Below are 26,006 nucleotides of genomic sequence, written 5' to 3'. Positions count from 1 at the left end.
TTAGGTTGCTGATTCGAGGTTTCACGCCCGATGCCAGCTCAAATTATCAAAATCACCGGTGCTCGCCAGCACAATCTAAAAAACCTGACGGTGGAAATTCCGCGGGACAAACTGGTTGTGATCACGGGCATGAGCGGTTCGGGCAAATCGTCGCTCGCCTTCGACACGCTTTACGCCGAGGGCCAGCGCCGTTACGTCGAGAGTCTGTCCGCCTACGCCCGGCAATTTCTCGATCAAATGCAGAAGCCCGACGTGGACTTTATCGAGGGATTATCACCGGCGATAGCGATCGAACAGCGCTCTTCCGGGGCGAATCCGCGTTCGACGATTGCCACGACCACGGAGATTTTCGACTACCTGCGCCTGCTTTTTTCCTCGATTGGCCAGCCGCACGATCCGGCGACGGGTGAGGAAATCCGCAAGCAGACGCCGCAGCAAATCGTGGATCGCATTCTCGAGCACGCCGAGGGCACCAAGCTCGTCCTCCTCGCGCCGCTGGTGGAAAATCAGACCGGCGAATTTCGCGACGTGCTGGAAAAAATAAAGCGTGAGGGCTTTGTCCGCGTCCGCATCGACGGCGAAATGATCGAAATCAGCACGCCGGAAATTCCACGTCTGGCAAAGAACAAACCGCACACCATCGAGGCTGTCGTGGATCGACTCGTCGTGCGGGAAGGCGTCCGGTCGCGGCTGGCGGATTCTGTCGAGACGACGCTGAAGTGGAGCGCGAATCAACTGCAACTTCTCGTCCAGTCTCCCGACGACGCGCAGTGGAAGGACGAGAAATTTTCAACGAATTTCTCGAACCCGCGCACCGGCTTCACCATGACGCCTCCCGCGCCAAAGCATTTTTCCTTCAACTCGCATCTCGGGGCGTGTCCGGTGTGTCACGGCCTCGGCACGCAGCAAGTCTGCGACCCGGATTTGATGATTTCCGATTTCGACAAAACGCTCGCCGAGGGAGCCATCACTCCCTGGAACAAGGGCACGAAACGCATGGTGGCCTACTACCGGATTTTGCTCGGAGCGCTGGTCGCACACTACCAGGTCCCGATGGACAAGCCGTGGTCGAAGCTGCCCGAAAAATTTCGCCGCGCCGTGCTTTTTGGAACGGGTGACGAGGACATTGCCATCAAAATGACCGCCAATGGCAAGACGGTGCACAAGCCATTTGAGGGCGTGCTCCCGCAGATGGAGCGGCTCTATGAGACGACTGAAAGTGAATTCACCAAGGTGCGCATTCGCGGATTTATGTCGCGTCACCCCTGCCCCGTTTGCCAGGGAGCCCGGCTCAAGCCGGAAATTCTCGCCGTTACGATTCGCTCGACCGACGGCAAGGAGCTGAACATTCACACCTTCTGCCAGCTCACTATCGCCGAGGCGGCAGATTTCATGACGAAACTCGCCGTCACCACTCAGCAACTGCAGATCACCGAGGAAGTCCTTCGGGAAATTCGCAATCGACTTGGATTCCTATCAGAAGTCGGCCTCGGCTATCTTTCCTTGAATCGCGAAAGCGGCACGCTCTCCGGCGGCGAAGCACAACGCATCAGGCTCGCGACGCAAATCGGCTCCGGCCTCGCGGGTGTGCTCTATGTGCTCGACGAGCCGAGCATCGGGCTGCATCAGCGTGACAACGATAGATTGTTAGGAACTCTGCGCCGCCTCCGCGATTTGGGTAACAGCGTGATCGTGGTCGAGCACGACGAGGACACGATTCGCGCCGCCGACTATATTTTCGACATGGGACCCGGAGCCGGCCCGCGCGGCGGACAGTTAGTCGCGCAGGGAACCATCGAAGAAATCCTAACATCGCCCACCTCATTGACCGGCGCGTTTCTCTCTGGTCGCCAAAAGATCAATGTGCCTCGTGAGCGCCATCATCCACGTGAGGATTTGCTGGCCGACCCGAGCCGCTCCGTCGGTTGGCTTACCATCGTGGGTGCCAGTGAAAACAATCTCAGAAACGTCACCGCCGCGTTTCCCCTCGGCCTCCTCACCTGCGTCACCGGAGTTTCTGGCAGCGGAAAATCCACCTTGGTCGATGACATTCTGCGGCGCGCCTTATTTCGCAGCTTCTATCGCTCCAAGGAAAAACCCGGCGCTCATACTAACATTGTCGGCCTCGATCAAGTGGACAAGGCAATCGTCATCGACCAGACGCCGATCGGCCGCACCCCGCGCTCGAATCCGGCGACTTACACCGGGGCGTTTGGGCCGATTCGTGATCTGTTTGCCGCGCTGCCGATTTCCCGGATTCGTGGCTACGGCTCGGGGCGGTTCAGCTTCAATGTCAAAGGCGGACGCTGCGAAAATTGCCAGGGCGACGGCTTGATTCGGATCGAAATGCACTTCCTCGCCGACGTGTATGTGGAGTGCGAAGTCTGCGTGGGGAAACGCTACAATCGCGAGACTTTGGAAGTTACTTTCAAAGGTAAAAACATCGCCGACGTACTAGCCATGAGCATCGACGAGGCGAGCCGGTTCTTTCGCCAAGTCCCGGCCATTTCCGACAAACTCGTCGCGCTGGAACAAGTCGGACTCGGCTACCTGCGACTCGGACAATCCGGCACCACGCTCTCCGGCGGCGAGGCGCAACGGGTGAAGCTCGCCACCGAACTCGCCAAAAAAGCCACCGGCCGCACCGTCTATATTCTCGACGAACCCACGACCGGCCTTCATTTTGCGGACATAGAAAAATTGCTCGAAGTGCTCCTCCGCCTGCGTTCGAGCGGCAACACCCTCATCGTCATCGAACACAATCTGGAAGTCATCAAATGCGCCGACTGGATCATCGACCTTGGCCCCGAAGGCGGCTCGGGCGGCGGTCAGATCGTTGCCGCCGGACCACCTGAAGTCATCGCCAAAACACCCGCCAGCGAAACCGGGCGCTACCTTCGTCGCTACCTTTCATGAAAACTGCCGTCGCCAGCCTACTTTTTCTAACCTCCGCCTTGCTCGCGGAGGATGCTCCCTTGTTCCAAGCAGCCGAGGCGGCGCTGCGCGAGGGAATTCCCCAAGTCGGCATACAGAAGTTGCAGTCGTATCTAACTCAAAATCTATCTGCGGAACAAACCCGGCGCGTGAATCTGGAACTGGCCCAAGCTTACCTTTCCATCAAGAAGACGGACGCCGCGCGTGAACTGTTAGCCAGGATTTCTTCCGGCGAAGACGTGAACTATTGGCTGGCCCAGTCGTATCTAACTGACCGAAACTGGCACGCAGTTATCCAAAAGCTAGACACTCTGCCATCCACAGATTCCGCATTTTATGCGCGCGATGTCTTCGCTCGCGCCGAGGCAAAACGCGGCTTGGGACAACTCAAATCTGCCAGCGAAGATTATGAACTAATCGAGGCTGATCCGATGTTAGGAGACGCCGCCCGCCTGCGAAAGGCGGATATTTCCCTGCAAACAACTCCCTCAGTTTCGGTGAAGCTAAGTGCCTCAAAATATCTTTCACCCGCTGCCACTTTATTGACTGCTCAAAGTTTCCTCCTAACCAAGGATTACCCCAATGCCGAGCGCCATTTCCGCTCATTGCTAGACAATCCAGCAGGACTCGCCTCCTCCCAATACGCAACGATACATTTGGGCCTGGCGCGCGCCCTCGCGGAGCAAAATCACCTCGATGACGCCGGTGATTTGTTGGAGAAATTTATCGAGGAACGTCCGTGCCAAGAGCAGCTTCCCGAGATATTTGTCGAACTCAACACAATCTATCAAAAGCAAAGTAACCCATCGCAAAACCCACTGCGTCACTGGAGCCGCGATGCCACCAATCCGGCGCGCCAGGCTTTGGCTATCTACTATCAATCCCAGTTCGATCTGCGCGACAAAGGCTCCGATACCGCTCTCGCAACTCTTTCCAGTTGGCTGGACAAGTTTCCGACTCATCCGCTTCGGGCCAGCGTCTTGCTGAAGTATGGCGAACAACTCATCTCCGAAAACAAACTCCAGGAAAGTGTGCGTCGCCTGAACGAGGGACTCGCCTTGTCCTCGCTGCCGACAACCACGGGCGAGTTACATGCGACTCTGGCTCGTGCCCTTTTTGCCAACAATCATTTCGCGCAGGCAGCCTCGCATTTTCAGAAAGCCTCGGAACTCCTAAACAACTCCGCGCAGAACCTTCTCTACAACAGCGCCCTTTGCTGGTTGAGAGATTCTAACTTCAAGGAGTTTCTCACGGCTTACCAGAATTTCAGCAGTCTTTTTCCAGAGAGCAACCTGCGCCGCGACCTTCTGATGGAGGAAGGATTTTTCCAAGCCCGCACCCACGAAATGGAGAAGGCACAAAGCACTTTAAACTTGTTCATTCGCGACTTCCCGGAGCATCCGCGTATTCCAGACGCACACCTCGCCCTGGCTGAAATCTCCACGCAAAGCGCTCCCGCCGAAGCGGAGCAACAGCTTGTTCTCGTCTCGCAATCGCATCCTGCACCAGAGACGGCGGAGCGCGCTGCTTATCTAAAATTTGTCCAGCAAATCGACGTCAAAAAACAGATCGAGGAGTGCGAGACTTTTCTCAAGGAGTATCCCAACTCGATCTTCGAGGCGGACGTGCGATTTAAGTTAGGTGAAGCCCAGTTTGCCGAGAAGGATTACACAACAGCAGGCACGCAATTCGAATTGATTTCGACGAAATTCCCCGACTCGCCGTTGCTGGAGCAGGCACGTTTTCTCGCCGGTCAATCGGCCATTCGCACGATGAATCCAAGCGCCGTCGATGGTGCCATTTCTCTCTTCGAGCAAGTCGTGCACATGAAGGGTGCGCTCCAGACTTATGCGCGTTTTGAGCAGGCTACGGTTAAGAAAAGCAGCGCCGCTTACGACGAGGCGATTGTCTTGTATGACGACTTGCTCAGCCAGACTTTGCCTCCCGATTTGTTAGCTTCCACTTTGGCGGCCAAGGCTGAGACGCTCTACTTGCAGGGCAGCAGCGATCCAAAGAAAATTGCCGTTTCTGTCGAGACTTTCAATCAACTGGCCACACTTCCCAATGTCTCGCGCTACTGGAAAAATCTGGCGCTCTACAAGAAGGGCAAGGGTCTCGAATGGCTGGGCAAGAAGGACGAGATGCTGGCCGCCTACTACGACGCCCTCGCGCTGCCCGCTGATACGAATGAAACTCCCGATTACTACTGGTTTTATCGTGCTGGATTTGACGCGGCGGAGAGCCTCGAATCCGATGAACAATGGGAGGCGGCCATCGCCATTTACCGCAAGCTCGCCGATGCCAAAGGCCCGCGTTCCGGCGAGGCAACGGAACGCATCAAGCGCCTGCGACTGGAGCATTTCATCTGGGAGAAATAGTTAATTCACTTGGTAGGTTCTACCTTTCCAAGTGAGTCCCTGTTTCCTATTTTGGCGGTGGCTGTTGATGGAAATCGCGGTGGCTAGAAGAAAGGCTACTGGATGCAGCACTGCGCTGTGCCAGCTCGACTGGTAGCGCAGTGTGATGACGATGCGAATGAAGGCGATCAGCCCGATTTGGAAGAGAAGCATCAGCCACGAAACGCTGGAGAAAGGGAGGAAAAGAAAGGGGCCGACGAAGACTAGAATCATCCCTACATTTCCGATACAGAAGAGCCGGAAATCTCCCTCGAAAATGGGCCATGCATTTTTGCTGAAACCTTCCCAGAGCTGGTCGAACGATTGATACATCCGCGTGCTAACCACAGCGCCGCCATCGCAATTTCGCAGGATCATTCCCTCGTGCGTTTTACTGGCGACGAGACGACCGAGAGCCACATCTTCCACCATGTGGTTTTTTACCGCCTCGTGGCCGCCGATCTGATCATAAGCTCGACGGGTGAAGAGGACATATTGGCCGTTGGCGACTCCTAACATGCGCCATTGCCTGGCAGAGAGACGCTGGCGAATGGAGGAATTTTTCTGCGCTATTACTAGCAGCCAGTGAGGCAGCATTCCCGCCGCAGCCACGAAGAGAATAGGGATGACCAGCTTTTCGCTCCAGGTTTTCGTTTCCTGCGCGGGCCACAAGGTGAGCAGATCGGACTTGGACTCAAATGCCTCCGCCATGACGGCACCGAGCGCCTGTGGCGAATGGTGAGTATCCGCGTCGGTGAAGAGCAGATATTCACCACGCGCAGCCTGGGAAAGTTGATGGCACGCCCATGGTTTTCCGACCCAGCCAGCGGGGAGCGGCTGACCCGAGAGAATCCGACATTTTCCCTCGCCGGGAATGAAACCTAACTCGCCTGCGATTTCTGCGGTGCGGTCGCTGGATTGATCGTCGAGCAGGAGGATTTCGTAGTTAGGATAATCTTGGGTTTGAAGCGAACTTAGGCAGCGTGCGATGCCCGCCTCCTCGTTGCGCGCGGGAACCAGAATGGACACGAGCGGACTTTGAGCCGGATGTGTTTTTCCACCCGTCAGCCGGGGAACGGCCAGTTGATTGAGCAGGAAATTGATGAGGATCGTCACTAGTACTAACACCACGAGCAGGTGATAGAGAAAAATGACGTCGCTCATTTCTCTTCCGCGAGAGCCGCCAGAAAATCCCTCGCGGCCTGGCTGATCTGACCGGCCACGTCGGCTCGCACGGTGGCAAACTTGGGCGTGAACCACGGGAAAAATCCGATCAAATCGTGCGTGACCAGAATCTGTCCGTCGCATTCTTTTCCAGCGCCGATGCCGATGGTGGGAATGGCCACGGCCTGGCTGATGAGCCGCGCGACATCGGGCACGATGAGTTCCAATACAATGGCGCTCGCCCCGGCTTTTTCGACGGCGAGCGCCTCTTCTAACAATCGAGCCGCGTCGGCCTCCGACTTGCCCTTGATCTTGTAGCCGCCCTCCTCGCGCACGTGCTGCGGGAGCATTCCGAGGTGCGCGATGGTGGGGATTCCGTGTCGGGTGAGAGCGTAGATTTCCGCGATGTGAGCGCCCTCGAGTTTGACTGCTTTCGCGCCGGCTTCGATCAACTGGCGGGCGGATTCCATGGCCATCTCCGGTGAATCGTAGGAGCCGAAAGGGAGATCGGCGACCACCAGAGCGCGTTGGGCAGCACGGGCGACGGGGCGTGTGTGGTGAATGATGTCAGCGAGCGTGACTTCCGTGGTGTCGGGCATTCCTAATACGACCATTCCTAACGAATCGCCTACTAACAAGAGGTCGATGCCGGCTTCATCGAGTAGTTTGGCAGTGGGAAAATCGTAGGCGGTGAGCGCCGAAATGCGATGTCCGGCCCGCTTCATTTCTATCAAACTCGGAGCGGAGACGATCATAACCTGACTCCCAATGAGTGAATCTCGGTGTCCGGTGGCAGCGAAGTTAGCAAGTCGGCGATGCTCACATTTTTCCCCGGTAGAATTTTTTCAGGAGCGATCTCTGCGAGTGGTTCCAGCACGAACCTCCGCTGGTGCAGACGCGGATGCGGGATGATGACTTCCTCGTTGTTCAAGGTGAGATTTCCGCAATAAAGGATGTCGAGGTCGATGGGACGCGAGGCGTTGCGCGGGCGTTTGTCGGGGCGTCCCATCTGGCGCTCGATGGCTTGCAAGGCGTCGAGCAGTGCGGCGACATGGCCGTGGTATTCGACTTCCATGACGGCGTTGAGATAGGAGGGCGTGCCCGGTGCGCAATCGACTGGGGCGGTTTCATAAACACCGGAAAAAAGAGCGGGGCCGCTGATGCCGGGCTGGGCCAGAACAGCGTCGCGACCCAGGCGCAAATTGGCCAGACGGTCGCCCAGATTGGTGCCCAAGGCGATGCCCGTGCGCATGTCGGCTACTCCAATCCGAGGACGTGCTGCATGGTGTAAAGCCCGGGCGGCTGGCGGCTCGCCCATTTTGCAGCGTGGATGGAGCCTTTGGCAAACGTGTCGCGGCTGGAGGCTTTGTGCGTGAGTTCGACGCGTTCGCCGACATTGGCAAAAATGACGGTGTGATCGCCCACGACGTCGCCGCCGCGAATGGCGTGCATCCCGATTTCATTGGCAGTCCGCTCACCGACCATGCCTTCGCGTCCGTGGCGAATGTCGCTGGCGTATTGCAGGTTCCGGACTTCGGTCAGTATCTCGGCGAGTCCGCGCGCGGTGCCGCTGGGCGCGTCTTTTTTGAGTCGATGATGCATCTCGACGACCTCGAGATCGAACTCGGGTCCAAGAATTTCCGCAGCTTTGCGGGTGAGCCAGAAGAGGGTGTTCACGCCGACGCTGTAATTGGGCGCGAAGACGATGGGAATGATTTTTCCGGCCTCGGCGATCTGCGCGCGGACGGCTTCAGATTGGCCGGTGGTGCCGATGATGAGGATTTTTTCCGCGTCCACGCAGCGTTCAAGCACTCGAACGGTGACGTCGGCGTGGGAAAAATCGATGACCGCATCCGAGTGAGGGAGCGATGCAACGAGTTCCGCGTCTGATTCGGCCTCGCCGCTGACTTCAACGGAGGGATCGGTTTCGGCGCAGCCGATGATGGCGCGGCCCATGCGGCCACGGGCGCCGTTGATGAGGAGTCGAAGCGGCTGCATTTAGGAAACGAGCTGGAGTTTTTCGAGCGTGTCGCGGAGAACTTTGGCCGTCGCAGGAGCCATTTCGCAAAGCGGCAGGCGCACTTCGGCGGTCATTTTTCCCATCCATTGCAGGGCGGTCTTGGTCGGAACCGGATTGGGCTCGATGAAGAGGTTTTTGAAAAGCGGCGCGTAGAAGCGATGGAGCGCGAGCGCCTCGGCAGTGCGACCGGCACGATATGCGGCGACCATTTTTGCCACCTCTCCGGGGATGATGTTGGAGGCGACGCTGACCACGCCGACAGCTCCGACGCTGAGAAATGGAAGGGTCAGTGAGTCGTCGCCGGAAAGGATGGTGAAACCCTCGGGCACGGCCATGCAAAGCTGGCTGCTGCGATCCACGCTGCCGCCGGCTTCCTTGAGCGAGACGATGTTGGGAATTCCAGCGAGGCGGACGACCGTTTCGATGGCGATTTCCCCTCCGGTACGACCCGGAATGCTGTAGAGCATGATCGGCAGCGGTACGGCTTGGGCGATGGCTTGGTAATGGCGAAAGAGGCCTTCCTGCGATGGCTTGTTGTAATAGGGATTGACGATGAGCAACCCGTCCGCACCTTTGTCGGCGGCTTGCTCTGATTGCCAGATGGCTTCGGAAGTGGAGTTGGAACCCGTGCCCGCGATGACTTTCACCCGGCCTTTGGCGTAACGAACCGCGAGTTCGATGAGGCGCACGTGTTCGTCGAGATCAACCGTGGGCGACTCGCCGGTGGTGCCGACCGGGACAATGCCATCGACGCCACCAGCGATCTGGCCCTCGATCAATTCTTCAAATGCAGCCTCGTCGATTTTCCCATCGCGAAACGGGGAGACGAGTGCCGTGTAGGTGCCTGTAAACATGCTTTTCTTTCGGGGTTGAGAGGAAAAAGATCAACCGCCGATTTCGATTTCGCCCTCGAAGACGAAATCCGCCGGGCCGGTCAGCGTCACATTTTCAAAGTGCTCCCCGGTCCGCACAAATCCCACTTCCAGTGTGTCGCCACCGCGGACTTCGACCGAGATCGGACTTCCAATGCCATGGACGAGCGCATGGAGCAGGGCGGACGCGACGACGCCGGTGCCGCAGGCAAGCGTCTCGCCTTCCACGCCGCGTTCGTAGGTGCGAATGGCGATGACGTGATCGGAAAGTTTTTTGACGAAATTGGCGTTCGTCCCGCGAGGCTGGAAAGCAGGGTGATAACGCAGGGCACCGCCACGCTTGACGACATCGACCCGCTCCAGATGGTCCACAAACTCGACCGCGTGCGGCACGCCTGTGTTGATGAAATGGATTTGCGCCGTTTCGTCTTCCACCGGGAGGCTGCGATCCAGGCGCAGGTCGTGCGGCGACGACATAGTGAGCGTGACCTGTTCGTCAGAGATCCGCGCTTCGATCACGCCGGCCAGCGTTTCAAAGGTGAGCATCGGAGCCGAACCCGAGATCTGATGCGCAAACCGGGCAAAACAGCGCGCGCCGTTGCCGCACATCTCGGCCTCGCCGCCGTCGCTGTTGTAATAGCGCATCCGAAAATTGGCTCCGTTTTGAGCGGGTTCAACCAGCAAAATTCCATCCGCTCCCACGCCGCGATGCCGGTCGCAAATGCGCGCGATCTGGCCGCCGCTGAGTTGCAGCGCACCGTCGCGATTGTCGAACATCACGAAATCGTTGCCCGCGCCATTCATTTTCTGAAACTTCACCATTTCTCACTGGTTATCAGAGACTTGCAGCGAGGGCAAGTGGAGCCATGGATTTATCTTTTCCCATGGGTAATTTCCAGTTGCGGAGGTGGCAAAACCTGTCTAACTTCCCGCCCCTCGAAAACCTCACTCTACCAAGTTTATGTCCCAACATCGCAGTCTCAAAGGTGCCAGCAAAATTGCCGCAAAACGTAATGTCCTCAAGCGTTTCGAACGCGTTGACCTGCTGAAAAAACGCGGTCAATTCAAAGATGGCGACAAGGTCATGGGTCTGACAAAGACCTTGCCCGAGGCCTAATTTTCATTCGAGTTCCATGCGCCTGAACCGCTTTCTGGCGTCAGCCGGACTCGGCTCGCGCCGCTCCTGCGAAACCCTCATCAGCGAGGGAAAAGTAACCATCAATGGCCGGGTCTGCGTGGCCCTCGCCACGGAAGTTGCGCCGGAAGACCACGTCAAGGTCGGTAATAAACTCGTCCACGTTGAGCAGCCGACTTACGTGTTATTGAACAAGCCGCGCGGCTACGTGACGACGATGGACGATGAATTTGGCCGTCGCACGATCGAGGATTTACTCCCGAGAAACTGGCCCCGGCTTTTTCATGTGGGCCGACTCGACATGGATAGCGAGGGACTGCTTTTGCTCACAAACGACGGCGAACTCGCCCAGAAGCTGACCCATCCCCGGCACAAGATCGAAAAGGAATACGAGGTGCTCCTCGACAAACCTTACGATTCAGATCTAACTCCCAAGCTCATAAAAGGCATCGTCCTCGAGCAGGGTCGGGCCAAAATCGAGCGCCTGCAAATCGTTAAACCCCACCACCTGCGTGTGGTCCTGGCACAGGGCATGAAGCGTCAGATTCGTCTCATGTTTGCCTCCATTGGCTACGAAGTGATGCGACTTTGCCGCACGCGAATCGGCCCGATTCGACTTGGGGAGCTACCTTCCGGCAGCTACCGGCTTTTGACCACGCGCGAGTTGCGTTTGATTCACGAGCATCTGACGCAAAAGCCCGCCATCGAGCGGATTCGTCACGCCGAGACTAAAAATTAAGGCACCAGCGACGCCTTCGGGATCTGATAGGTGTCGCCGATTTTCACCCGGTTATAATCTTCCTCGCTGAGGAGAACGCTATAAATTTCCTGCGTGTCGCGGGCTTTCACGCTCAGATAATAGAGCCCCGCCTGGTCGTTCCGCTGCACTCCCCCGCCCCCGATGGTCACCTGTGTTTCGGGGCGCGGTACAAATTTTTTCGCCACGACCTGGCCCGTGATGGCTGTCTCACTCGAGTTGTTGCCGAGCTTCATCACGGCGAAACCGACGAGCGCGATCACCAGCAAGGCTCCGAGCACCGCGAGGATGATTTCGCGTTTGCTGGCCCCGGACGAAATGACCCGGCGCGAGTCTGGAGGGGTGGCGGACATGAGCTACTCGGTGAAGAGCAAAATGGCCTCGGCGCTTTGACGCTGCCAGACGTAGCGGCTGAGCAAAACCTTCAGCGTGGCCGTCAATGGAATCGCCAGCAGCGCGCCGAGCAAACCGCCCAGCAGCAAGCTCCAGGCAAAGACCGAGATGATGATCGTCATCGGGTGCAAGCCCACGGAGTTGCCGATGATTTTCGGCGCGACAAAGAAGCCCTCGATCTGTTGTACCGCGATAAAAATCGCAGTCACAGCGAGCGGATGCTGCCAGTCCTTAAACTCCACCGCAGCAATGATCACCGCCGGAATCCAGCAAATGACCACGCCGAGATACGGGATGATGCAGAGGAAGCAGACCATCAACCCGATGAGCAAGGCAAACGGTAGTCCCATGAGGAGCAGTGCTGTGCCGACAAGCAGGCCGTCGATGATGCTGACCAGCAACTGGCCTCGAAAAAACGCGATGATGTAGTCGTTGATCTGGCCGATGACGATCACCACCTCGTCCTTAAACTTCGAGTCGCGCAACGGCAGGAAGCCGGTCCAGTTTTTCGCAATATTGTCCGTCTCCGCGAGAAAGAAAAACAGGTAAACCGGGATGATGAACAGCCCGACGGTGAACCCAAAAATGCCCACGAAACCGCCAATGCTGCCCCTGACGATGCTCCAGGCTTTCGCGGAAATCTCAGGCACTTGCTGCTGAATCCATGCCTGGGCGTTCGGGCCGAAAAGGACTTTGTAGGGATCTTTTGCCGCCTCGATTTCCAATTCATCGGGAGCCGGGGGCGTCGTCACCACATTCAGCGGCACCAGCGGAGCCAATGGCGTGAGTGGGATCGAAGTCGGAGTGGATTGGGTCGGCTCGGGAGTAGCGCGTTTGAAGGGGCCGAAGTTTGGCAGCTTGTTGCCGTAGCGTTTGATTTCGTAATCGAGCATCACGCGGGCTTTTGCGGCGTAAACGGGCACTGCGCTACCGAGGCGGATCGTCTGCGAATAAATCGTCGGCACCAGCCAGAGGAGCATCGCCACACTCGCGAGCGTCACCAGTGCAAACACCATTATCACCGCCCGGAAACGAGGAATCCGATGACGCACCATCCACACCACCACCGGGTCGAGCAGATAGGCCATGACTCCGGCGGCGGCGACGGGAAAGAGCAGCGGCTGGAGAAACGAAAGCGTGCGTCCCGTGACCCAGATTCCCAGAACGACCATCGCGCCGATGGATAACATCGCGAGTCCAGTCAGGGCCGCCCAGAGGGTTTTTTTCTGGTAGGGCGTCGGATAATCCATAGGGCGCACACTAAACCAGCCCAGCCGTGGAAACGCAATCCTCCTTTAACTCCGTGCGATCGATAAGACCGCGCGGCTCGGGTAGATCGTTTCAGGAATATGAAGACGCTCCTCGCACTTGCCATCGGACTTTCATTCGTATCAGCAGCCTTCGCGGTCGATCCGTCCCCCACTCCAAAGTTTGCGGGCGGGCAAACCACCGGTGACGCGGCCAACGGCGGTCCAGTTGGCAACAATGAAGTGCCCGGGGACAGCCAATCGACCGCCATCGCTACTGCGACGCCGACGCCATCCCCGACACCACCCCACAAACCGCGCTAAAGCACGAACGTCTGCGCGCGGCTCGGGCCGACGCTGACGATGCTGAGGCGGGCGTCGGTCAATTCGGCGATGCGGTTAAGATAATTTTGCGCCTCGATGGGGAGTTCGGCGAAGGATTTCACGTTCTCGGTGGAGCATTTCCAGCCGGGCATGGATTCATAAACGGGCTCGCAGATTCCCAATTGGAAAACGTCGGAGGGCGGCACCTGGAGAATTTCGCCCTGGTAGAGGTAGCCGCAGCAAATATGGAGCGTTTCGACGGTGTCGAGGCCGTCGAGATTGGTGACAGCGAGTTCGTCGATGCCGTTGATCATGGTGGCGTAGCGCGTGGCCACGGCGTCGAACCAGCCGCAGCGGCGGGCGCGTCCGGTGGTGGAGCCGTATTCACGGCCCATGCCGTGGAGAAGATCGGAAACTTCAGCCGACTCCGAGGGAAATGGGCCTTCGCCGACGCGGGTCATGTAGGCTTTCATGACGCCGAAAACGCGGTCCATGCGATGCGGGGGCACGCCGGAGCCGGTGCAGGCGCCGCCAGCGGTGGTGTTGGAACTCGTGACGTAGGGATAGGTGCCGTGGTCGAGGTCGAGGAAGGTGCCCTGAGCGCCCTCGAAGAGGATGTCTTTACCCGCGCGAATGGCTTCGTGGAGGTAAACGACGGTGTTGGCGACGAACGGACGCAACCGCTCGGCGGCGGCGAGGTAGGTGTCGAGAATCGACTGGAACTCGACTGTGGCCGCGCCGAGTGCCTTGAGGACCTGATTGTTTTCCTCAATGCGGAGGGCCAGCTTTTCCGCAAAGACCTCGGGCTGCATGAGATCGCAAATACGGAGTCCGACGCGGGCGGCCTTGTCACCGTAGGCCGGCCCGATGCCGCGCTTGGTGGTGCCGATTTTGTTTTTGCCCTTCAAAACTTCCCTCTGCTCGTCGATAAGGCGGTGATACGGGAAAACGAGGTGGGCGCAGTCGCTGATGAGGAGATTGCCATCGACGGCCATGCCTTTTTCGGCGAGTCCATCGAGTTCCTTGACGAGCGCAACAGGATCGATGACGACGCCGTTGCCGATGACGCAGACTTTTTCGCGGCGCAGGATACCCGAGGGAATGAGGTGGAGAATGTATTTCGTTTCGCCGAGGACAACGGTGTGGCCAGCGTTGTTGCCGCCCTGGCTGCGAACGACGATGTCGGCGTCCTCGGTGAGGAAATCGATGATTTTGCCTTTGCCTTCGTCGCCCCATTGAGCGCCGACGAGAATTGTATTTGCCATGTGAGTTAGAGAGTAATGTTGAGCTGCTGTCCCCGGTCCTAAAACGCGAAACAGTCCCGGCGGCCTCTTCGGCACATCGGGACTTGGCGAAAACTAGGGAAACGCGGAAAGGCGTGCAAGCGCAATGTGCAGAAAACGCGGGCGAAATTTTACTCGCACTCGCAGACGATCCGGAAACCGAGGTCGTTGCAGCGGTAATCGACCGTGTTCGAGTTGCGGCTGGTCGCCCGGAGGCTGCTGAAACGCGACTTCCAGCTTCCGCCGCGATAGACGCGTTTCGTGCCGTTCATCGGCCCCTTGGGATTTATGCGGTCGTTCGGTTTGTAGTTTTCAAAGTAGTCGTTGCACCATTCCCAGACGTTCCCAGCCATGTCTTCGATGCCGAAGGCGCTGGCTCCGCGCGGATATTGGCCGACGGGCGACGTCTCGGCGAATCCGTCGTTCACCTCCATGTCGCTCCAGGAAAACTTCGTGTTGGCGTCCGCGAAATTGCCCAGCGCGCCTGGGTTGTTGAGATGGTCGCCCCAAGGGTAGATACGATTGTCGGTGCCGCGCGCGGCGTATTCCCATTCGGCCTCAGTCGGCAGCCGATACTTGCGGCGTTCCTTTTGACTGAGCCACTGGCAAAACTTGATCGCATCAGCGCTGCTGACGTAGAGCACGGGGTGATTATCCCCCGCGAGCGGGATGCGATTCGACCGGTGCGCCGGACTGAATTGCTCGTAAACGGCGCACGTCGCTGGGTGGCGGCTCATGTAAAAGCGGCTCACGGTGACCTTGTTGCACGGGCCTTCGTTGGGCGCGGCGTCGGGTTCCGTGCTGCCCATGAGGAAGGTGCCGGAGGGGACGAGGAGGAGTTGCTGGCCGAGGGTGTTGGTGAAATTCGGGTATTTGCTGCGCTCTTCCGCCGGAGAAATGGTGGTGGTGATGCGCGGGGTATTCGGACGGACGGCGGCGGGCGCGCCCGGTTTGGCGACGGGACTCGATTTGATGGGGGCGGGCGAGGGCGAGCGCAATGGCGTCGGAGGTGGCACCGTGGCACCGGGCTTCTGCGGCTGCGAGTCGAGTTCCTCCAGGTAATCGTCCACGATGTCCTCGGCGTCGCCGCCGTTGAGACCGAGGTTTTCGGCCATGTTGATGAGGGCGTCGCGCTGATCGTCCGTCATGCTGTCACTGTCGAGACCGCTCAGTTTTAGAAAACGCTTAAACTCGGCAACCGGGTCGTTGCCACCGGGTGCGGCGCTGGAGATTGGAATGGAACTCGCCTGTGGCGGCGGCGGGGCGGCTTCCCGGACGATGCGGGTGACGTTTTGCGAGGCCATTTCCTCCCCGATCAACGCGGCAACTTCCTCTTCGGAAAAGCCATGTTTCAGCCCGAAGCGCAGCAGACTCGCCTCGCCGTCCTCGCTCAGTTCGTTGCCGGCGGCGATGATGGAAAACACACGGCGAAACTCCGCCGTCATCGACGTTTTCGCCGAGGCGAGAAGGCTCTCGTCAATCGTCTTGCGGGTGACTGGATTGCAAAGTCCCAGGCGCGCCTCGGCCAGAAAACTCGGGGCAACATCGAGCCCGTCGCGCAGGATCTGAGCGAGCGGATTGCTCGGCTGGTTCTTCAGCGGGAGCTTCTTTTGCCACCAGACCAGGAGCTGTCGGGTGTGATCCTCGATCAGCTCGTTGCTCGGATTTTGCTCAACGCTGAGGCAGAGACGCTCGTAGAAATTTTGCGAGTTGTAGTTCTTCCAACCAGTCCATTTGCGGGGGTCATCTGGGAGTGGAGACGGCAGCGACATGGGTAAACTCTAAAGGGGGACGAAGAGTGGATTTATTCTACGCGAATAAGCGACATGTTGGCTGTGGCCTGGGCGATTTCCTCCTCGGAAAGCCCCATGTTTCGTTGAATCTCGATGACCTTTTGCTTGCCAAAACCATCCACGACGACTTCGAGAATCTGGCTCGCGTTGTAGCGATAAGTCAATTCCACCGGCGAGCCTTTCGGCAGATACGGAGGCAACTCAAATGCGGCGGTGCCGAGCGGCGTGCATTCGCTGGGAAGTGAGCTTTCGCCCTCGACGACGCGGACGACGACGCTCTTCATGTTGGCCGTGGCGGTGCCGAAGGAATTCTTCAATTCGCACGGAATCGCGGTCATTTTGTTGATCATCGGGAAGACGTATTCCTCCATGCGATTGTCGTCCCAGAGGACCACTCCGAGGGTGTGCGAGGTGATGTTCGAGACCTTGATGAGCGAGCCGTCGCGATTGGAAAATTGCTGGCGCGTTTCTGCCGGGAGCGTGTGCTGGCCGGAGGTGTCTTCTTCGCCGAGGACGAGCAAAATCGCCTGAATCGCCGCGCCAAGGGACACGGCCTCGTCGGGACTGACCTCGTCGGCCGTCGGGGCGTTGCTGAGAGCGGCGATCATGTCGCGGACCATCGGCATGCGAGTCATGCCGCCAACGAGCAGGACTTTGTCGATTTGGCCCCAGTTCATTTTGGCTTCCTGCATGACGATTTCGCAGATGGATTTGCACTTCTCGATGAGGTGGCCGGAAAGGTTTTCAAAGTCCTGACGGGTGAGCTCGATCTTAACGCTTTTGCCGTTGTAACTGTGAACGAGCGCCGTGCGCTGACGGCTGGAAAGCTGGATTTTGGCGGCGAGCGCGCGGCTTTGGAGATCCTGATAACTCTGCAAGTCGAGCAGCGGATTTTCCCCGTGAACGCGATCAAACTCGTCCGCGACCAGATTGACAATGATGTCGTCCCAATCCTTGCCGCCGAGACGGTGGTCGCCGTTGGTGGCGATCATCTGGATGTGATGATTTTCGATCCGCATGATCGTGACGTCGAAGGTGCCCCCGCCCAAATCGAAGACGAAAACGGTCTGGTCCTCGTCCAGTTTGTCGAGGCCGTAGGCGAGCGAACCGGCAGTCGGCTCGTTGATGATTTGCAGGACGTTGAAACCCGCAAGCTGGCCCGCGTGAATCGTGGCGAGACGTTCGGCGTCGTTGAAATAGGCCGGGACCGTGATCACGGCGTCGGTGACGGATTCGCCGAGATATTTCTCCGCGTCGATCTTGAGTTTCTTGAGAATCAGCGCGGAAAGTTCCTCGGCGGAGAAGGTGCGCCCGTCGAATTCGCGATGAAAGGCGGTCTTGCTTTTGCCCATTTCGCGTTTGACGAAATCGACGATTTTCTCCGGCTCGGCGACGGAATTTTGCTTGGCCAGCGTGCCGACAATGGCGTTACTGCCGTCGAAAAGAATCACCGATGGCGTGATGCGTTCGCTCTCGGCATTGGGAATGATTTGCGGTTTTCCGTAGGCGTCGATGTGGGCGATGGCCGAAAAGGTGGTGCCCAAATCGATTCCTACTGCTTTGCGTGTGTCAGACATACTCGTGTGGTTTTAAGGTATTGAAGAAAGGATTTAGGCGACGTCGGCTTCCGGCGCGGTGTATTTTTTGATAATGACCTCAGTCGGGCGCAAAACGCGATCTTTCCAGATGAAACCGGGGCGCACGACGCGGACGACCTGATTTTTCTCCGCCAGATCGCTCGTGGGCTCGACGCCGACGACCTTGTGCAGCTTCAGGTCGAGGACGGTGTTGTCGCCCTCCATCATGATGACGTCGAGACGATTAAGGACTTCGATGATGAAGAAAACGGTGTTGTTGATGTTGTCCTGGGACGACTGCAACTCGGTGCTCCAGTTCACCGCTGAGTCGGGTTCCATCGCATTCTCCTTTAGAAAACGCCCGATGCGCCGACCTTGCCCGCAGAGGTCGTCGAAGAGCGCAAGCAGGTCGCGAATGACGGGTTTTTGCAGGGCGTCGAAGAGGAAATTGTCCTTGTACCCCTTCAACTCGCTGTGCATTACGTCGAAAAGACGCTGGTTGGCCGTCTCGACTTTGTGACTGTGGTCGAGGTGTTTTTGGAGCGCCTCCAGTTTCGGCAGCGCCCCTGATTGTTTCTCCAGCGAAGTGGCAATGGCGGCGTATTGACGCTGGTTTTCCTGGGTCGCGAGGCTGATCGATCCCACGCTTTTTACCAGTTTATGAATCGTCTCGGAAATATCTCCACTCGGCTCCGGCTCCGGTGCGTGCGGCGTTTTTTTGATCGGAGATGGAATGATTTCCGGCGGTTTGGAAATGTCGGCGTTCAGGCTGTTTTCGAGGCGCACGAGCCGGGTTTGCTGCGCCGTGCGGCGAACCGGGATCGTTTTCTTCGGCGGCGGAATCTCAATCGCGGTGTAATCGATTTTCAGGGTTGGTTCCGAAGTTGGCGCGACTGGTTCGTCCGTTTCCGGGGTGTAGGGAAAGGGAACGTTGATCACGACGTCGTTTTCGGAGTTCGAGGGGGTGTTTTTTTGTGAGCTGATAATGTCATCGCCGACCATGCCCTCTAGTATTAGCCGTTTTCGGGCCAACTCGGCAGATTTGACGATAATTATTAAACTCCTATCGAGAAGAACGCGCCTGGCCCAGCTCTCGCAGGATGACGGTGACCAAACCCGGCACGTCGTGCTTCACCGCCTCCATGTCTGGAACGATCCCCGCTTTTCGCAAAGTTTGCGTGGTCTGCGGCCCGATGCTTGCAGTTTTGAGAGTCTTGGGAAGCTTCGGACGCAGCGCGAGGAAGTTTTCCACGGTCGAGGAACTGGTGAAGGTGATCAAATCCGCCTCCCCCGCATCGAACCTCGCCAGCGCACCCGAGGTGTCCTCCGTTTCCGGAACGGTCCGGTAGGCGATGGTCTCGTCCACGATCGCGCCGAGCTTGGTCAGCATGGTGGCCAGGATTTCCCGGGTCACTTCGGCTCGTGGAATGAGGACGCGCAAATTTTCGATGTCGCCCTCTTTCCGCAGGGCATCAACGATGGCTTCCGGGACAAATTCATCCGGTTGCACGTCCACTTTGAGGTGATATTCGGTGATTTTTTTGGCCGTGGCCGGGCCGACCGCCGCAATGCGCGTGCCGCCGATTTCCCGGGCATCCCGATAGATGCGGTAAAACATTTCAAAGAACGCCTCGACTGCGTTCGGACTCGTGAAAATCAGCCAGTCGTAAGTGTGCGCGTCGCGAACCATCTCGGCAAACTCCCGGAGATTCGTCGGCGGCTCCGTGCGAATTGTGGGGATTTCGATGACGTCAGCGCCGAGGTCGGTGAGGCTTTTCGTGAGGACTCCGGCCTGTTTGCGACTGCGGGTGACGACGATGCGCTTGCCGTAAAGCGGGCGGTTGTCATACCACTGCAACTCGTTTCGCAGTTTCGCGACTTCGCCAAAAACAGCGACCGCCGGAGCCTGGAAATTCGCCTTTTCCGCCAGTTCCGCGATGTCGGCCAAAGTGCCGGAAAGCGTCTCCTGGCGCGGCGTCGTGCCCCAGCGAATCAGCGTCACTGGAGTCTCTGGCGACGCGCCATTTTCGAGAAATTTCCCTGTGATAATGCTGAGCCGTTCGACTCCCATGAGCATGACTTTGGTCCCTTTCAGCCGGGCGAGTTCCATAAAGTCCAGACTCGACTCCGTTTTCGCCGGGTCCTCGTGACCCGTAAAAAACGTCACCTGCGTGGCCAGTCCGCGATGTGTCAGCGGGATGCCTGCGTAAGCTGGTGCGGCGATCGCCGAGCTGACTCCGGGCACGATCTCGAAGGACAATTTCGCACCGGCCAGCGCCAGCGCCTCCTCCCCTCCCCGGCCAAAAATGAAAGGATCGCCACCCTTCAACCGCACTACTTGCAGTCCGGCCGCCGTCTTTTTGACGAGCAATTCATTGATTTCATCCTGAGTCAGCGTGTGCGCTCCGGCTTTTTTGCCGACGTAGATTTTCTCCGCGTCCGGCTTCGCCCAAAGGAGCATCGCCGGGTTGCAGAGGTAGTCGTAAATCAGCACATCGCCGAGTTCGACCGCCTCCTTCGCTCGCAATGTCACCAGCCCCAGATCGCCCGGTCCGGCGCCGACGAGGAAACAATGACCAGTAGTTTTTTTGGATTTGCTCATGGAAAAATGTCCGCCGGTTTTTGGGCGGCGCGTAACATAAACGATTACGACTGGCGGGCAACCCGTTGGAAGATTTCGAGATACGCCTGCGCCACCGAGGCGGGCGACTGGCGCTCCAAGTGCGCCCGCACCGCAGCCTCGTCGCGGGTCGTGACCAGCGATTTCTCCAACGCCGCCGCCAGCGCGGCCACGTCGCCATTGGGAAACGTCAGGCCACCCGGTCCGATCGCGTCTTTGAGCCCGCCGCGCTCCGATCCGACAACCAAACAACCACAGGCCAGCCCCTCCAGAGCGACGATTCCATACGGCTCCTCCCAGCGCGATGGGACGACGAGCACGCGATGCTGGTTCAGCAGCCGGGTCAATTCCTCGCCGCGTTTCACGCCGGCAAACTCGACGCGTTCCTGAAGTCCCAGCCGCGTGGTTTGTTCGCGCAAAACCGGCTCGTCATCGCCGCCGCCGACGACAGTCAAATGCGACTCCGGATGTTTTTGGACGTGCAACGCAAACGCATCGAGCAGCGTATCGACGCCTTTGTCCGAGACCAGGCGGCCCACAAAAATGAAATCCCGATCTCGCGAAATGCCGCTGATCTCGCGAAAAACCGTGGCGTCGTAGGAGTTTCCGATCAGTTCCTGTTTCGTCGAAAATTGATCCGCCATCGCCTGGCTGATCGAGACCGAGGCCGAGGCGAGTCGGGTGGTTATCAGCTTGAGCCGCGCCGCCAGATCGACGTGTCCATCAACCGCTCGCAGCCAGGTCTGATGCGCCACGACCCAAGGTTTGTGGAAAACGAGTGCGGGCCAGAGCGCGGGCAGGCTGATGTTGTTTTGAAAGTAAACGTCGCTCCAGCGAATCGTGGCGCTGAGTTCATTTCGCGAGGGATTCCGCAGCACTGGAAACGGCAGATTTGAATCCAACTCGACCGCCGCCGGCGTCGTCGTGATCACCCGAACCTCGTGCCCGAGCCGGGCAAATTCCGTCGCCAGAACCATCGAGACAGATTCGATGCCGCCGACCAACGGGTAAAAGGCATACGAGTAAAACGCGATTTTCACGCCGCGTTTATAGATCAGGATCGAACTCGAATGCGAAAGGAAATCACTGCACCCAGACTCCGCGTAAAACCGTGCCCGGCGGACGATTTTTCGACGCACGAAACGGTTTTGTCGGCACCGGCGGCGGCGTGTCGAAGAGCGCCTCGCGCGTGTCGGAGTCGAGCGTGCCGGTAAGCCGCAGATGCATCGCGTGCTGGAAACGGAGCAGCGCCGTCTCCGTCTCAGGTCCGGACAATCCATTTGGGGCGGATTTGTAATAGCCGAGTTGCAGGAGCTTGCGCTGGGCGTTGAGCAGGGTCGCGGATTGATCCCGCGACGTGGATTCCGCCAGATCGGTGTCGGCAAAAGACTCGCGCACCGGTGAGCGGGGCGGCGGAGTGGGAGCCGGACGGCGGCTTTGTGGCGCAAGAAAAGCATCGGGATTTTTCGCCGTGGCCGCGACCTGCGCCTCGTCCTCGGAGGCGACGCTGCGGGTTTCTTTTTTCTTTAACTTAAGCGCTGCCAGGGTCTCAGGCGTCATCGAGCCGCTCACGTCGAGCCCATTGCGAATCTGAAACCGACGCAGCGCGGCGCGCGTCTCCTCGCCCATCTGGCCGTCGGCAGTGCCATAATAGAAACCCGCCTCGCTCAAGGCCGCCTGCACCTGGCGCGTCTGCTCGTCTGCCAGGCAACTGACGGAAAAAAACGGGAGCAGCAAGAGAGGGAGATATTTTTTCATGCGAGAATTTACGACGCGTCGAGTCAGGGGTTTATTCAACGCTCTCGGGTGATCCGGTTCACGGTTTTGCGGAGTTCCATTTCATTTAAAGTCCGATAGCTCACCTTGCTGCCAGTGTTTCTATCGAGAACGGCGGCCTCGACCACTTTCGAGGACAGCGCGTCGCGGAGGATCTCGGTCAGTTTCCCCTCGTCTGGTGAATCAACGGGCTCGACCTGGCTTCCAACAGCCCAGGTGAGGAGGGCGATTTGCAGGGCGGCGTCCAAGGTTAGATTGGGCTTCGCTTTGGTTAGGAGAAACTGATTCATCGCCTGCTCTGCCGTCGTGGTTCCGCCTAATACTCCGAAGGATTTCCTCGTTGCGCCGCCGCCGGTTTGCAGAGTTCCATCGAAGTCCACTCGGACAAACAAATCCGTCTTCGAAGTCGCACCTAACTCCGCGAAAAGCAGGCGCACGATGAAGACCGAGCCATAGACCTGCTCGAAGGTGTTTTTTAGCAGCGGACTGAAGGAAAAATTCGCAAGTCGCCGCAGCGACACATCCGCCGGCGAACGCGTAAATCCCTCCGCGCTGGCGATTTCAATGGCCGTCATCCGCAGCCGTTCGACATCGCCCGGATGCCCCATCGCTCCGAGGGCGATGCGGTCGTAGATCTCGAAGATTTTCTGCGGCTCCGGCGCAATGGTTAGAAAGAGGATTCCGCCGTTGTAATTCAGGGCCACGACCGGGCTGGCGGCGACGAGTTGAGTTTCAACGTACTCACGGCGATTCGCCATCGCCTCGACGTAACGGTAGGGCTCGTCCGTCATGCGAGGCCTTTCTTGTAGAGCGGAGTTAGAACGTTATCAGCGACCGTCTGCACGCCGAGTTTGGTGACGGTTTTTAGAATGGGCAGAATGTTCGCACGCCGGTCGAATCCACCGGTCGCAGTGTCCGTTTCGGCGGCCGTTTCCAAGGCGCGGAGGGCCAGTGAGATCGCTTCCTTTTCGTTGCGGTCGGCGAGCGGTTTTTTGCCCCAGCGATTCTCGTAATTCAGCACGGCACGAACGGCGGGTGACCCCGAGCCGCTGACCGCAAAATCGGCGACCTCGAATTGCGCACCCATCACGTCGTAAAAATAGAGGCGCTCGCCCGGAGTTGCATCCTTATCATAGACGGCGAAAATCGGCACCACGACGCCGACGCCTTGCAGAGCGAGCCCGAGGTTGTCGCGGAGCAATTTCGAGAGCGTGCGGACCTTGCCATCGACGCTCATTTCCTGAAGCTGCGTGCGCCGATAGAAGTGAAACGAATGCTCCAGCACCCGCGCCATTTCCCAAGCCGTCGCCGGGACACCCGCGATGGCCATGACGGAGAAACGGTCGATCTCCAGAACCTTATCGGCGCGATCATAGACGACCACATTTCCGGCAGTCGCGCGGCGATCACCGGCGATAAGGACGCCGCCCGCGTATTTGATGGCGAGAATGGTCGTAGCCTGCGTCTGGGTAAATTCTTTTCCATGCAACGAAAGTGAGGGCAGCGACGTGACTCCATAACGCTGCAACACCTCCGGGAAATCGCCCGAAATGCCGCTACCGGAAAACTGGGCGGAGTCAGACATTTATTGCCCGGTGCGCTGGCGGTAACGCTTCGATTGCTCGGGGTCCACTTTGCGCATGCGCTTGAGCAACTCCTGAGTGTCGGGACGCGGCGCGGTCGGCGATTTCGGGCCTTGGTCGGAGGGATGATTTGGGCCGCCCGGCATGGGAACCAACGGCTTTTGCAATCGGTCTGGCATAATGGAAATCAAATTAACCTCATTCGCACTCTTGGCAAGGTGGCCGCGGCCTGATTCAGGCGGGTTTTTGCGACTTCTCCAGCCCTGCGCATTGACAGCGGGCCCAACCTTCCGCAGAGTCCCGCCGATTATCATGCTTGTCCGGCTTTTTCGCACTTTCATCGCCCTCGCCATTCTGTGGTCGGCCACCGGCCAGACGCAGGCGGAGCTGACCTCGGTGCCGCTGCGCTCATTTTCCGCGACCAACACCCGCGACAACGCCCCGAAGGTTTCCGCCCGCAGCGCGCTGGTGATCGACGCCCGCACCGGGACGATTCTTTACGAGAAAAACTCCACCTTTCACCAACCCGCCGCGAGCATGCAAAAACTGCTCACCGCGCTCGTTATCATCCGCGATGGCGACCTTTCGCGCACGGTCACGATTCAGGAAACGGACACCCTTTGCGAGCCGAGCAAGGTCTATCTGCAAGCCGGGGAAACCTACACGCGCATGGCATTGCTCGAGGCGCTGCTCGTCCACAGCGGCAACGATTGCGCCCGCGCCCTAGCTCGTGACAACGCGGGTTCGCTCCCGGCGTTTGCGGTAAAAATGAACCAGCTCGCCCGCGAACTCGGCGCGGTTAATTCCCATTTTCTGAACCCCAACGGACTCCCTGCCGAGGGCCAGTATTCCTGCGCCCGCGACATCGCGATCATCGCCCGCACCGCCTACAGCAACCCCGTGGTCCGGCGTATCACCTCGATGAAAACGCTCGATTTCCGACGCCCCGGACGCGGCATTGTTACTTACAGAAACACCAACAAACTCCTCGTCACCTACCCGCTCTGCAACGGGCTGAAAACGGGTTACACCGAACTCGCCGGCTTCTGCCTCGCCTCCAGTGGACGCAGTGCGCTGCGCGATTCCATCGTGGTCGTCATGCACTGCACCAAGGCCGGAGTTTGGTCCGATTCTTATCGCCTGCTCTCCTGGAGTCTGGGAATCTAGCGGCCCATGCCCGCCCCGTTTACCGTTGCCCAGCCCGGCCCGCTTCTGGCCAGTTTGTTTGAAGCCTGGCCGGCGGAAAAAAAGAAGCAAATCCGCACGTGGCTGAAGCATCAAGCCGTGATCGTGAATGACCGGCCGATCAGCCAGTTTGATCACGCTCTCAAGCCCGGCGATGTCGTCGGCATTCGCGGAGATCGGTTTGCTATTCCGAAGACGACCGTCGGTGCGGGCATCAAGATTTACTTCGAGGACGCGCACATTCTCGTGATCGACAAACCGTCCAATCTCCTGAGCATCGCCAGCGAGGCGGAACCGGAAAAAACGGCTTACTTTCAGCTCACCGAGTATCTCCGCCAAGGGCAAGCGAAGGCGAAGGAACGCGTCTGGATTGTTCATCGACTCGACCGCGAGACTTCGGGCCTGATGATTTTCGCCAAGACGCCGCAGGCCAAGGAGACATTGCAATCCAACTGGGATCAGGCCGAAAAAAAATACGAGGCCGTCGCCGAGAATCGCATGAAACTCGACTCTGGCACGTTCGACAGCCATCTCGACGAGACGAATCCCTACAAGGTCCACAGCGCGCCGGAGAGCGATGTCACGCGCTATGCGGTCACGCATTTTCGCGTGCTCGCCCGCACGACCTGGCGGACTTTGGTCGAACTCACCCTCGGCACCGGACGCCGCCACCAGATTCGCGTCCATCTTTCCGACGCCGGGCATCCGATCATCGGCGACAACAAATATGGAGCCGTCAGCGATCCCGCGAAACGACTCGGACTCCACGCCACCTCGCTGCGTTTCCCCCACCCCGTTACAGGCAAGGAAATGCACTTCACCTCGCCGTTGCCAAAGGCGCTGGCGAATCTATTCTAACCCCGCTCACTGGCCGCTTCATTTGCTTTCCTCGGTGCGGACAACCGCCCCATTTTTAAGCTCTGGAATTTGCACACTTAGATCCCGGC

General features: G+C 58.4%; 25 protein-coding genes. 7 read left to right on the top strand and 18 right to left on the bottom strand.

Features of this window, described 5'->3' with window-relative positions:
• Nucleotides 1-30 precede the first annotated feature (30 nt).
• Both uvrA and ABIT76_11340 read left to right on the top strand, forming a co-directional pair.
• Nucleotides 31-2,916, top strand: coding sequence for an excinuclease ABC subunit UvrA (gene uvrA / locus ABIT76_11345; GenBank protein ID MEO7933742.1), 2,886 nt, complete (start codon nucleotides 31-33; stop codon nucleotides 2,914-2,916).
• Nucleotides 2,913-5,312, top strand: coding sequence for a tetratricopeptide repeat protein (locus ABIT76_11340; protein ID MEO7933741.1), 2,400 nt, complete (start codon nucleotides 2,913-2,915; stop codon nucleotides 5,310-5,312). The genes uvrA and ABIT76_11340 overlap by 4 nt, the downstream gene beginning before the upstream one ends.
• On the opposite strand, the gene ABIT76_11335 is transcribed toward ABIT76_11340, so the two are convergent.
• From ABIT76_11335 to dapF, 6 genes are read right to left on the bottom strand one after another with little or no spacing between them, the layout of a single operon-like run.
• Nucleotides 5,313-6,494 (bottom strand): glycosyltransferase, encoded by a 1,182-nt coding sequence (locus tag ABIT76_11335; protein ID MEO7933740.1) that lies wholly within the window; start codon nucleotides 6,492-6,494, stop codon nucleotides 5,313-5,315.
• On the bottom strand, nucleotides 6,491-7,249 hold the full coding sequence (panB, locus tag ABIT76_11330) for a 3-methyl-2-oxobutanoate hydroxymethyltransferase (GenBank protein MEO7933739.1): 759 nt from the start codon (nucleotides 7,247-7,249) through the stop codon (nucleotides 6,491-6,493). The genes ABIT76_11335 and panB overlap by 4 nt, the downstream gene beginning before the upstream one ends.
• A complete protein-coding gene (folK, locus tag ABIT76_11325; protein MEO7933738.1) occupies nucleotides 7,246-7,746 on the bottom strand; it encodes a 2-amino-4-hydroxy-6-hydroxymethyldihydropteridine diphosphokinase in 501 nt (166 codons plus the stop codon). The genes panB and folK overlap by 4 nt, the downstream gene beginning before the upstream one ends.
• Nucleotides 7,747-7,751: 5 nt before the next feature.
• A complete protein-coding gene (gene dapB, locus ABIT76_11320) occupies nucleotides 7,752-8,492 on the bottom strand; it encodes a 4-hydroxy-tetrahydrodipicolinate reductase (protein ID MEO7933737.1) in 741 nt (246 codons plus the stop codon).
• Nucleotides 8,493-9,368 (bottom strand): 4-hydroxy-tetrahydrodipicolinate synthase, encoded by an 876-nt coding sequence (dapA, locus tag ABIT76_11315; protein ID MEO7933736.1) that lies wholly within the window; start codon nucleotides 9,366-9,368, stop codon nucleotides 8,493-8,495. It lies immediately after the preceding gene.
• Nucleotides 9,369-9,398: 30 nt separating this feature from the next.
• The gene (gene dapF, locus ABIT76_11310; protein ID MEO7933735.1) at nucleotides 9,399-10,208 is read right to left on the bottom strand and encodes a diaminopimelate epimerase; all 810 of its coding nucleotides are present in this window, start codon (nucleotides 10,206-10,208) and stop codon (nucleotides 9,399-9,401) included.
• Nucleotides 10,209-10,347: 139 nt separating this feature from the next.
• Here dapF and ABIT76_11305 point away from each other — a divergent pair, with 139 nt between their 5' ends.
• Both ABIT76_11305 and ABIT76_11300 read left to right on the top strand, forming a co-directional pair.
• A complete protein-coding gene (locus ABIT76_11305; GenBank protein MEO7933734.1) occupies nucleotides 10,348-10,503 on the top strand; it encodes a small basic protein in 156 nt (51 codons plus the stop codon).
• A 16-nt stretch (nucleotides 10,504-10,519) separates the two neighbouring features.
• Nucleotides 10,520-11,260, top strand: coding sequence for a pseudouridine synthase (locus tag ABIT76_11300; GenBank protein MEO7933733.1), 741 nt, complete (start codon nucleotides 10,520-10,522; stop codon nucleotides 11,258-11,260).
• Here the strand turns inward: ABIT76_11300 and ABIT76_11295 are convergent.
• A complete protein-coding gene (locus ABIT76_11295; protein MEO7933732.1) occupies nucleotides 11,257-11,631 on the bottom strand; it encodes a hypothetical protein in 375 nt (124 codons plus the stop codon). The genes ABIT76_11300 and ABIT76_11295 overlap by 4 nt on opposite strands.
• Before the next feature lie 3 nt (nucleotides 11,632-11,634).
• Entirely contained in the window at nucleotides 11,635-12,921 is a 1,287-nt protein-coding gene (locus tag ABIT76_11290) for an AI-2E family transporter (protein MEO7933731.1), read from the bottom strand.
• 99 nt (nucleotides 12,922-13,020) lie between these two features.
• Here ABIT76_11290 and ABIT76_11285 point away from each other — a divergent pair, with 99 nt between their 5' ends.
• The gene (locus ABIT76_11285) at nucleotides 13,021-13,242 is read left to right on the top strand and encodes a hypothetical protein (protein MEO7933730.1); all 222 of its coding nucleotides are present in this window, start codon (nucleotides 13,021-13,023) and stop codon (nucleotides 13,240-13,242) included.
• Here ABIT76_11285 and ABIT76_11280 read toward each other — a convergent pair.
• From ABIT76_11280 to ABIT76_11235, 10 genes are all read right to left on the bottom strand, one after another.
• Nucleotides 13,239-14,507, bottom strand: a complete 1,269-nt coding sequence (locus ABIT76_11280; protein ID MEO7933729.1) for an adenylosuccinate synthase — start codon at nucleotides 14,505-14,507, stop codon at nucleotides 13,239-13,241. The two genes, ABIT76_11285 and ABIT76_11280, sit on opposite strands and share 4 nt — an antisense overlap.
• Nucleotides 14,508-14,656: 149 nt before the next feature.
• Nucleotides 14,657-16,297, bottom strand: coding sequence for an SUMF1/EgtB/PvdO family nonheme iron enzyme (locus ABIT76_11275; GenBank protein ID MEO7933728.1), 1,641 nt, complete (start codon nucleotides 16,295-16,297; stop codon nucleotides 14,657-14,659).
• A 32-nt stretch (nucleotides 16,298-16,329) separates the two neighbouring features.
• On the bottom strand, nucleotides 16,330-17,895 hold the full coding sequence (locus tag ABIT76_11270; protein MEO7933727.1) for an Hsp70 family protein: 1,566 nt from the start codon (nucleotides 17,893-17,895) through the stop codon (nucleotides 16,330-16,332).
• 33 nt (nucleotides 17,896-17,928) lie between these two features.
• Nucleotides 17,929-18,834 carry a nucleotide exchange factor GrpE gene (grpE, locus tag ABIT76_11265; protein MEO7933726.1) on the bottom strand — a complete coding sequence of 302 codons (906 nt, stop codon included), beginning with the start codon at nucleotides 18,832-18,834 and terminating at the stop codon, nucleotides 17,929-17,931.
• Nucleotides 18,835-18,958: 124 nt separating this feature from the next.
• Entirely contained in the window at nucleotides 18,959-20,497 is a 1,539-nt protein-coding gene (gene cobA, locus ABIT76_11260; protein MEO7933725.1) for a uroporphyrinogen-III C-methyltransferase, read from the bottom strand.
• 44 nt (nucleotides 20,498-20,541) lie between these two features.
• Nucleotides 20,542-21,555: a glycosyltransferase family 4 protein gene (locus tag ABIT76_11255; GenBank protein ID MEO7933724.1), complete on the bottom strand. Its 1,014-nt coding sequence runs from the start codon at nucleotides 21,553-21,555 to the stop codon at nucleotides 20,542-20,544.
• 43 nt (nucleotides 21,556-21,598) lie between these two features.
• Entirely contained in the window at nucleotides 21,599-22,273 is a 675-nt protein-coding gene (locus ABIT76_11250) for a peptidoglycan-binding domain-containing protein (protein ID MEO7933723.1), read from the bottom strand.
• Nucleotides 22,274-22,308: 35 nt separating this feature from the next.
• Entirely contained in the window at nucleotides 22,309-23,082 is a 774-nt protein-coding gene (locus tag ABIT76_11245) for a hypothetical protein (GenBank protein ID MEO7933722.1), read from the bottom strand.
• Nucleotides 23,079-23,876, bottom strand: coding sequence for a proteasome subunit alpha (locus tag ABIT76_11240; GenBank protein MEO7933721.1), 798 nt, complete (start codon nucleotides 23,874-23,876; stop codon nucleotides 23,079-23,081). The genes ABIT76_11245 and ABIT76_11240 overlap by 4 nt, the downstream gene beginning before the upstream one ends.
• The gene (locus tag ABIT76_11235) at nucleotides 23,877-24,053 is read right to left on the bottom strand and encodes a ubiquitin-like protein UBact (protein MEO7933720.1); all 177 of its coding nucleotides are present in this window, start codon (nucleotides 24,051-24,053) and stop codon (nucleotides 23,877-23,879) included.
• Between the two features lie 133 nt (nucleotides 24,054-24,186).
• Between ABIT76_11235 and ABIT76_11230 the strand changes: the two genes are divergently transcribed.
• Nucleotides 24,187-25,041 (top strand): D-alanyl-D-alanine carboxypeptidase family protein, encoded by an 855-nt coding sequence (locus ABIT76_11230; GenBank protein MEO7933719.1) that lies wholly within the window; start codon nucleotides 24,187-24,189, stop codon nucleotides 25,039-25,041.
• A 6-nt stretch (nucleotides 25,042-25,047) separates the two neighbouring features.
• Complete coding sequence (locus ABIT76_11225; protein MEO7933718.1) at nucleotides 25,048-25,917, top strand: RluA family pseudouridine synthase; 870 nt, start codon at nucleotides 25,048-25,050, stop codon at nucleotides 25,915-25,917.
• The last annotated feature ends 89 nt before the right edge of the window (nucleotides 25,918-26,006 follow it).

Source organism: Chthoniobacterales bacterium, assembly GCA_039930045.1.
Taxonomy (GTDB): domain Bacteria; phylum Verrucomicrobiota; class Verrucomicrobiia; order Chthoniobacterales; family DASVRZ01; genus DASVRZ01.
The sequence above is the reverse complement of the archived record's forward strand: the minus strand, read 5'-3'. Positions and strand labels throughout refer to the sequence as shown.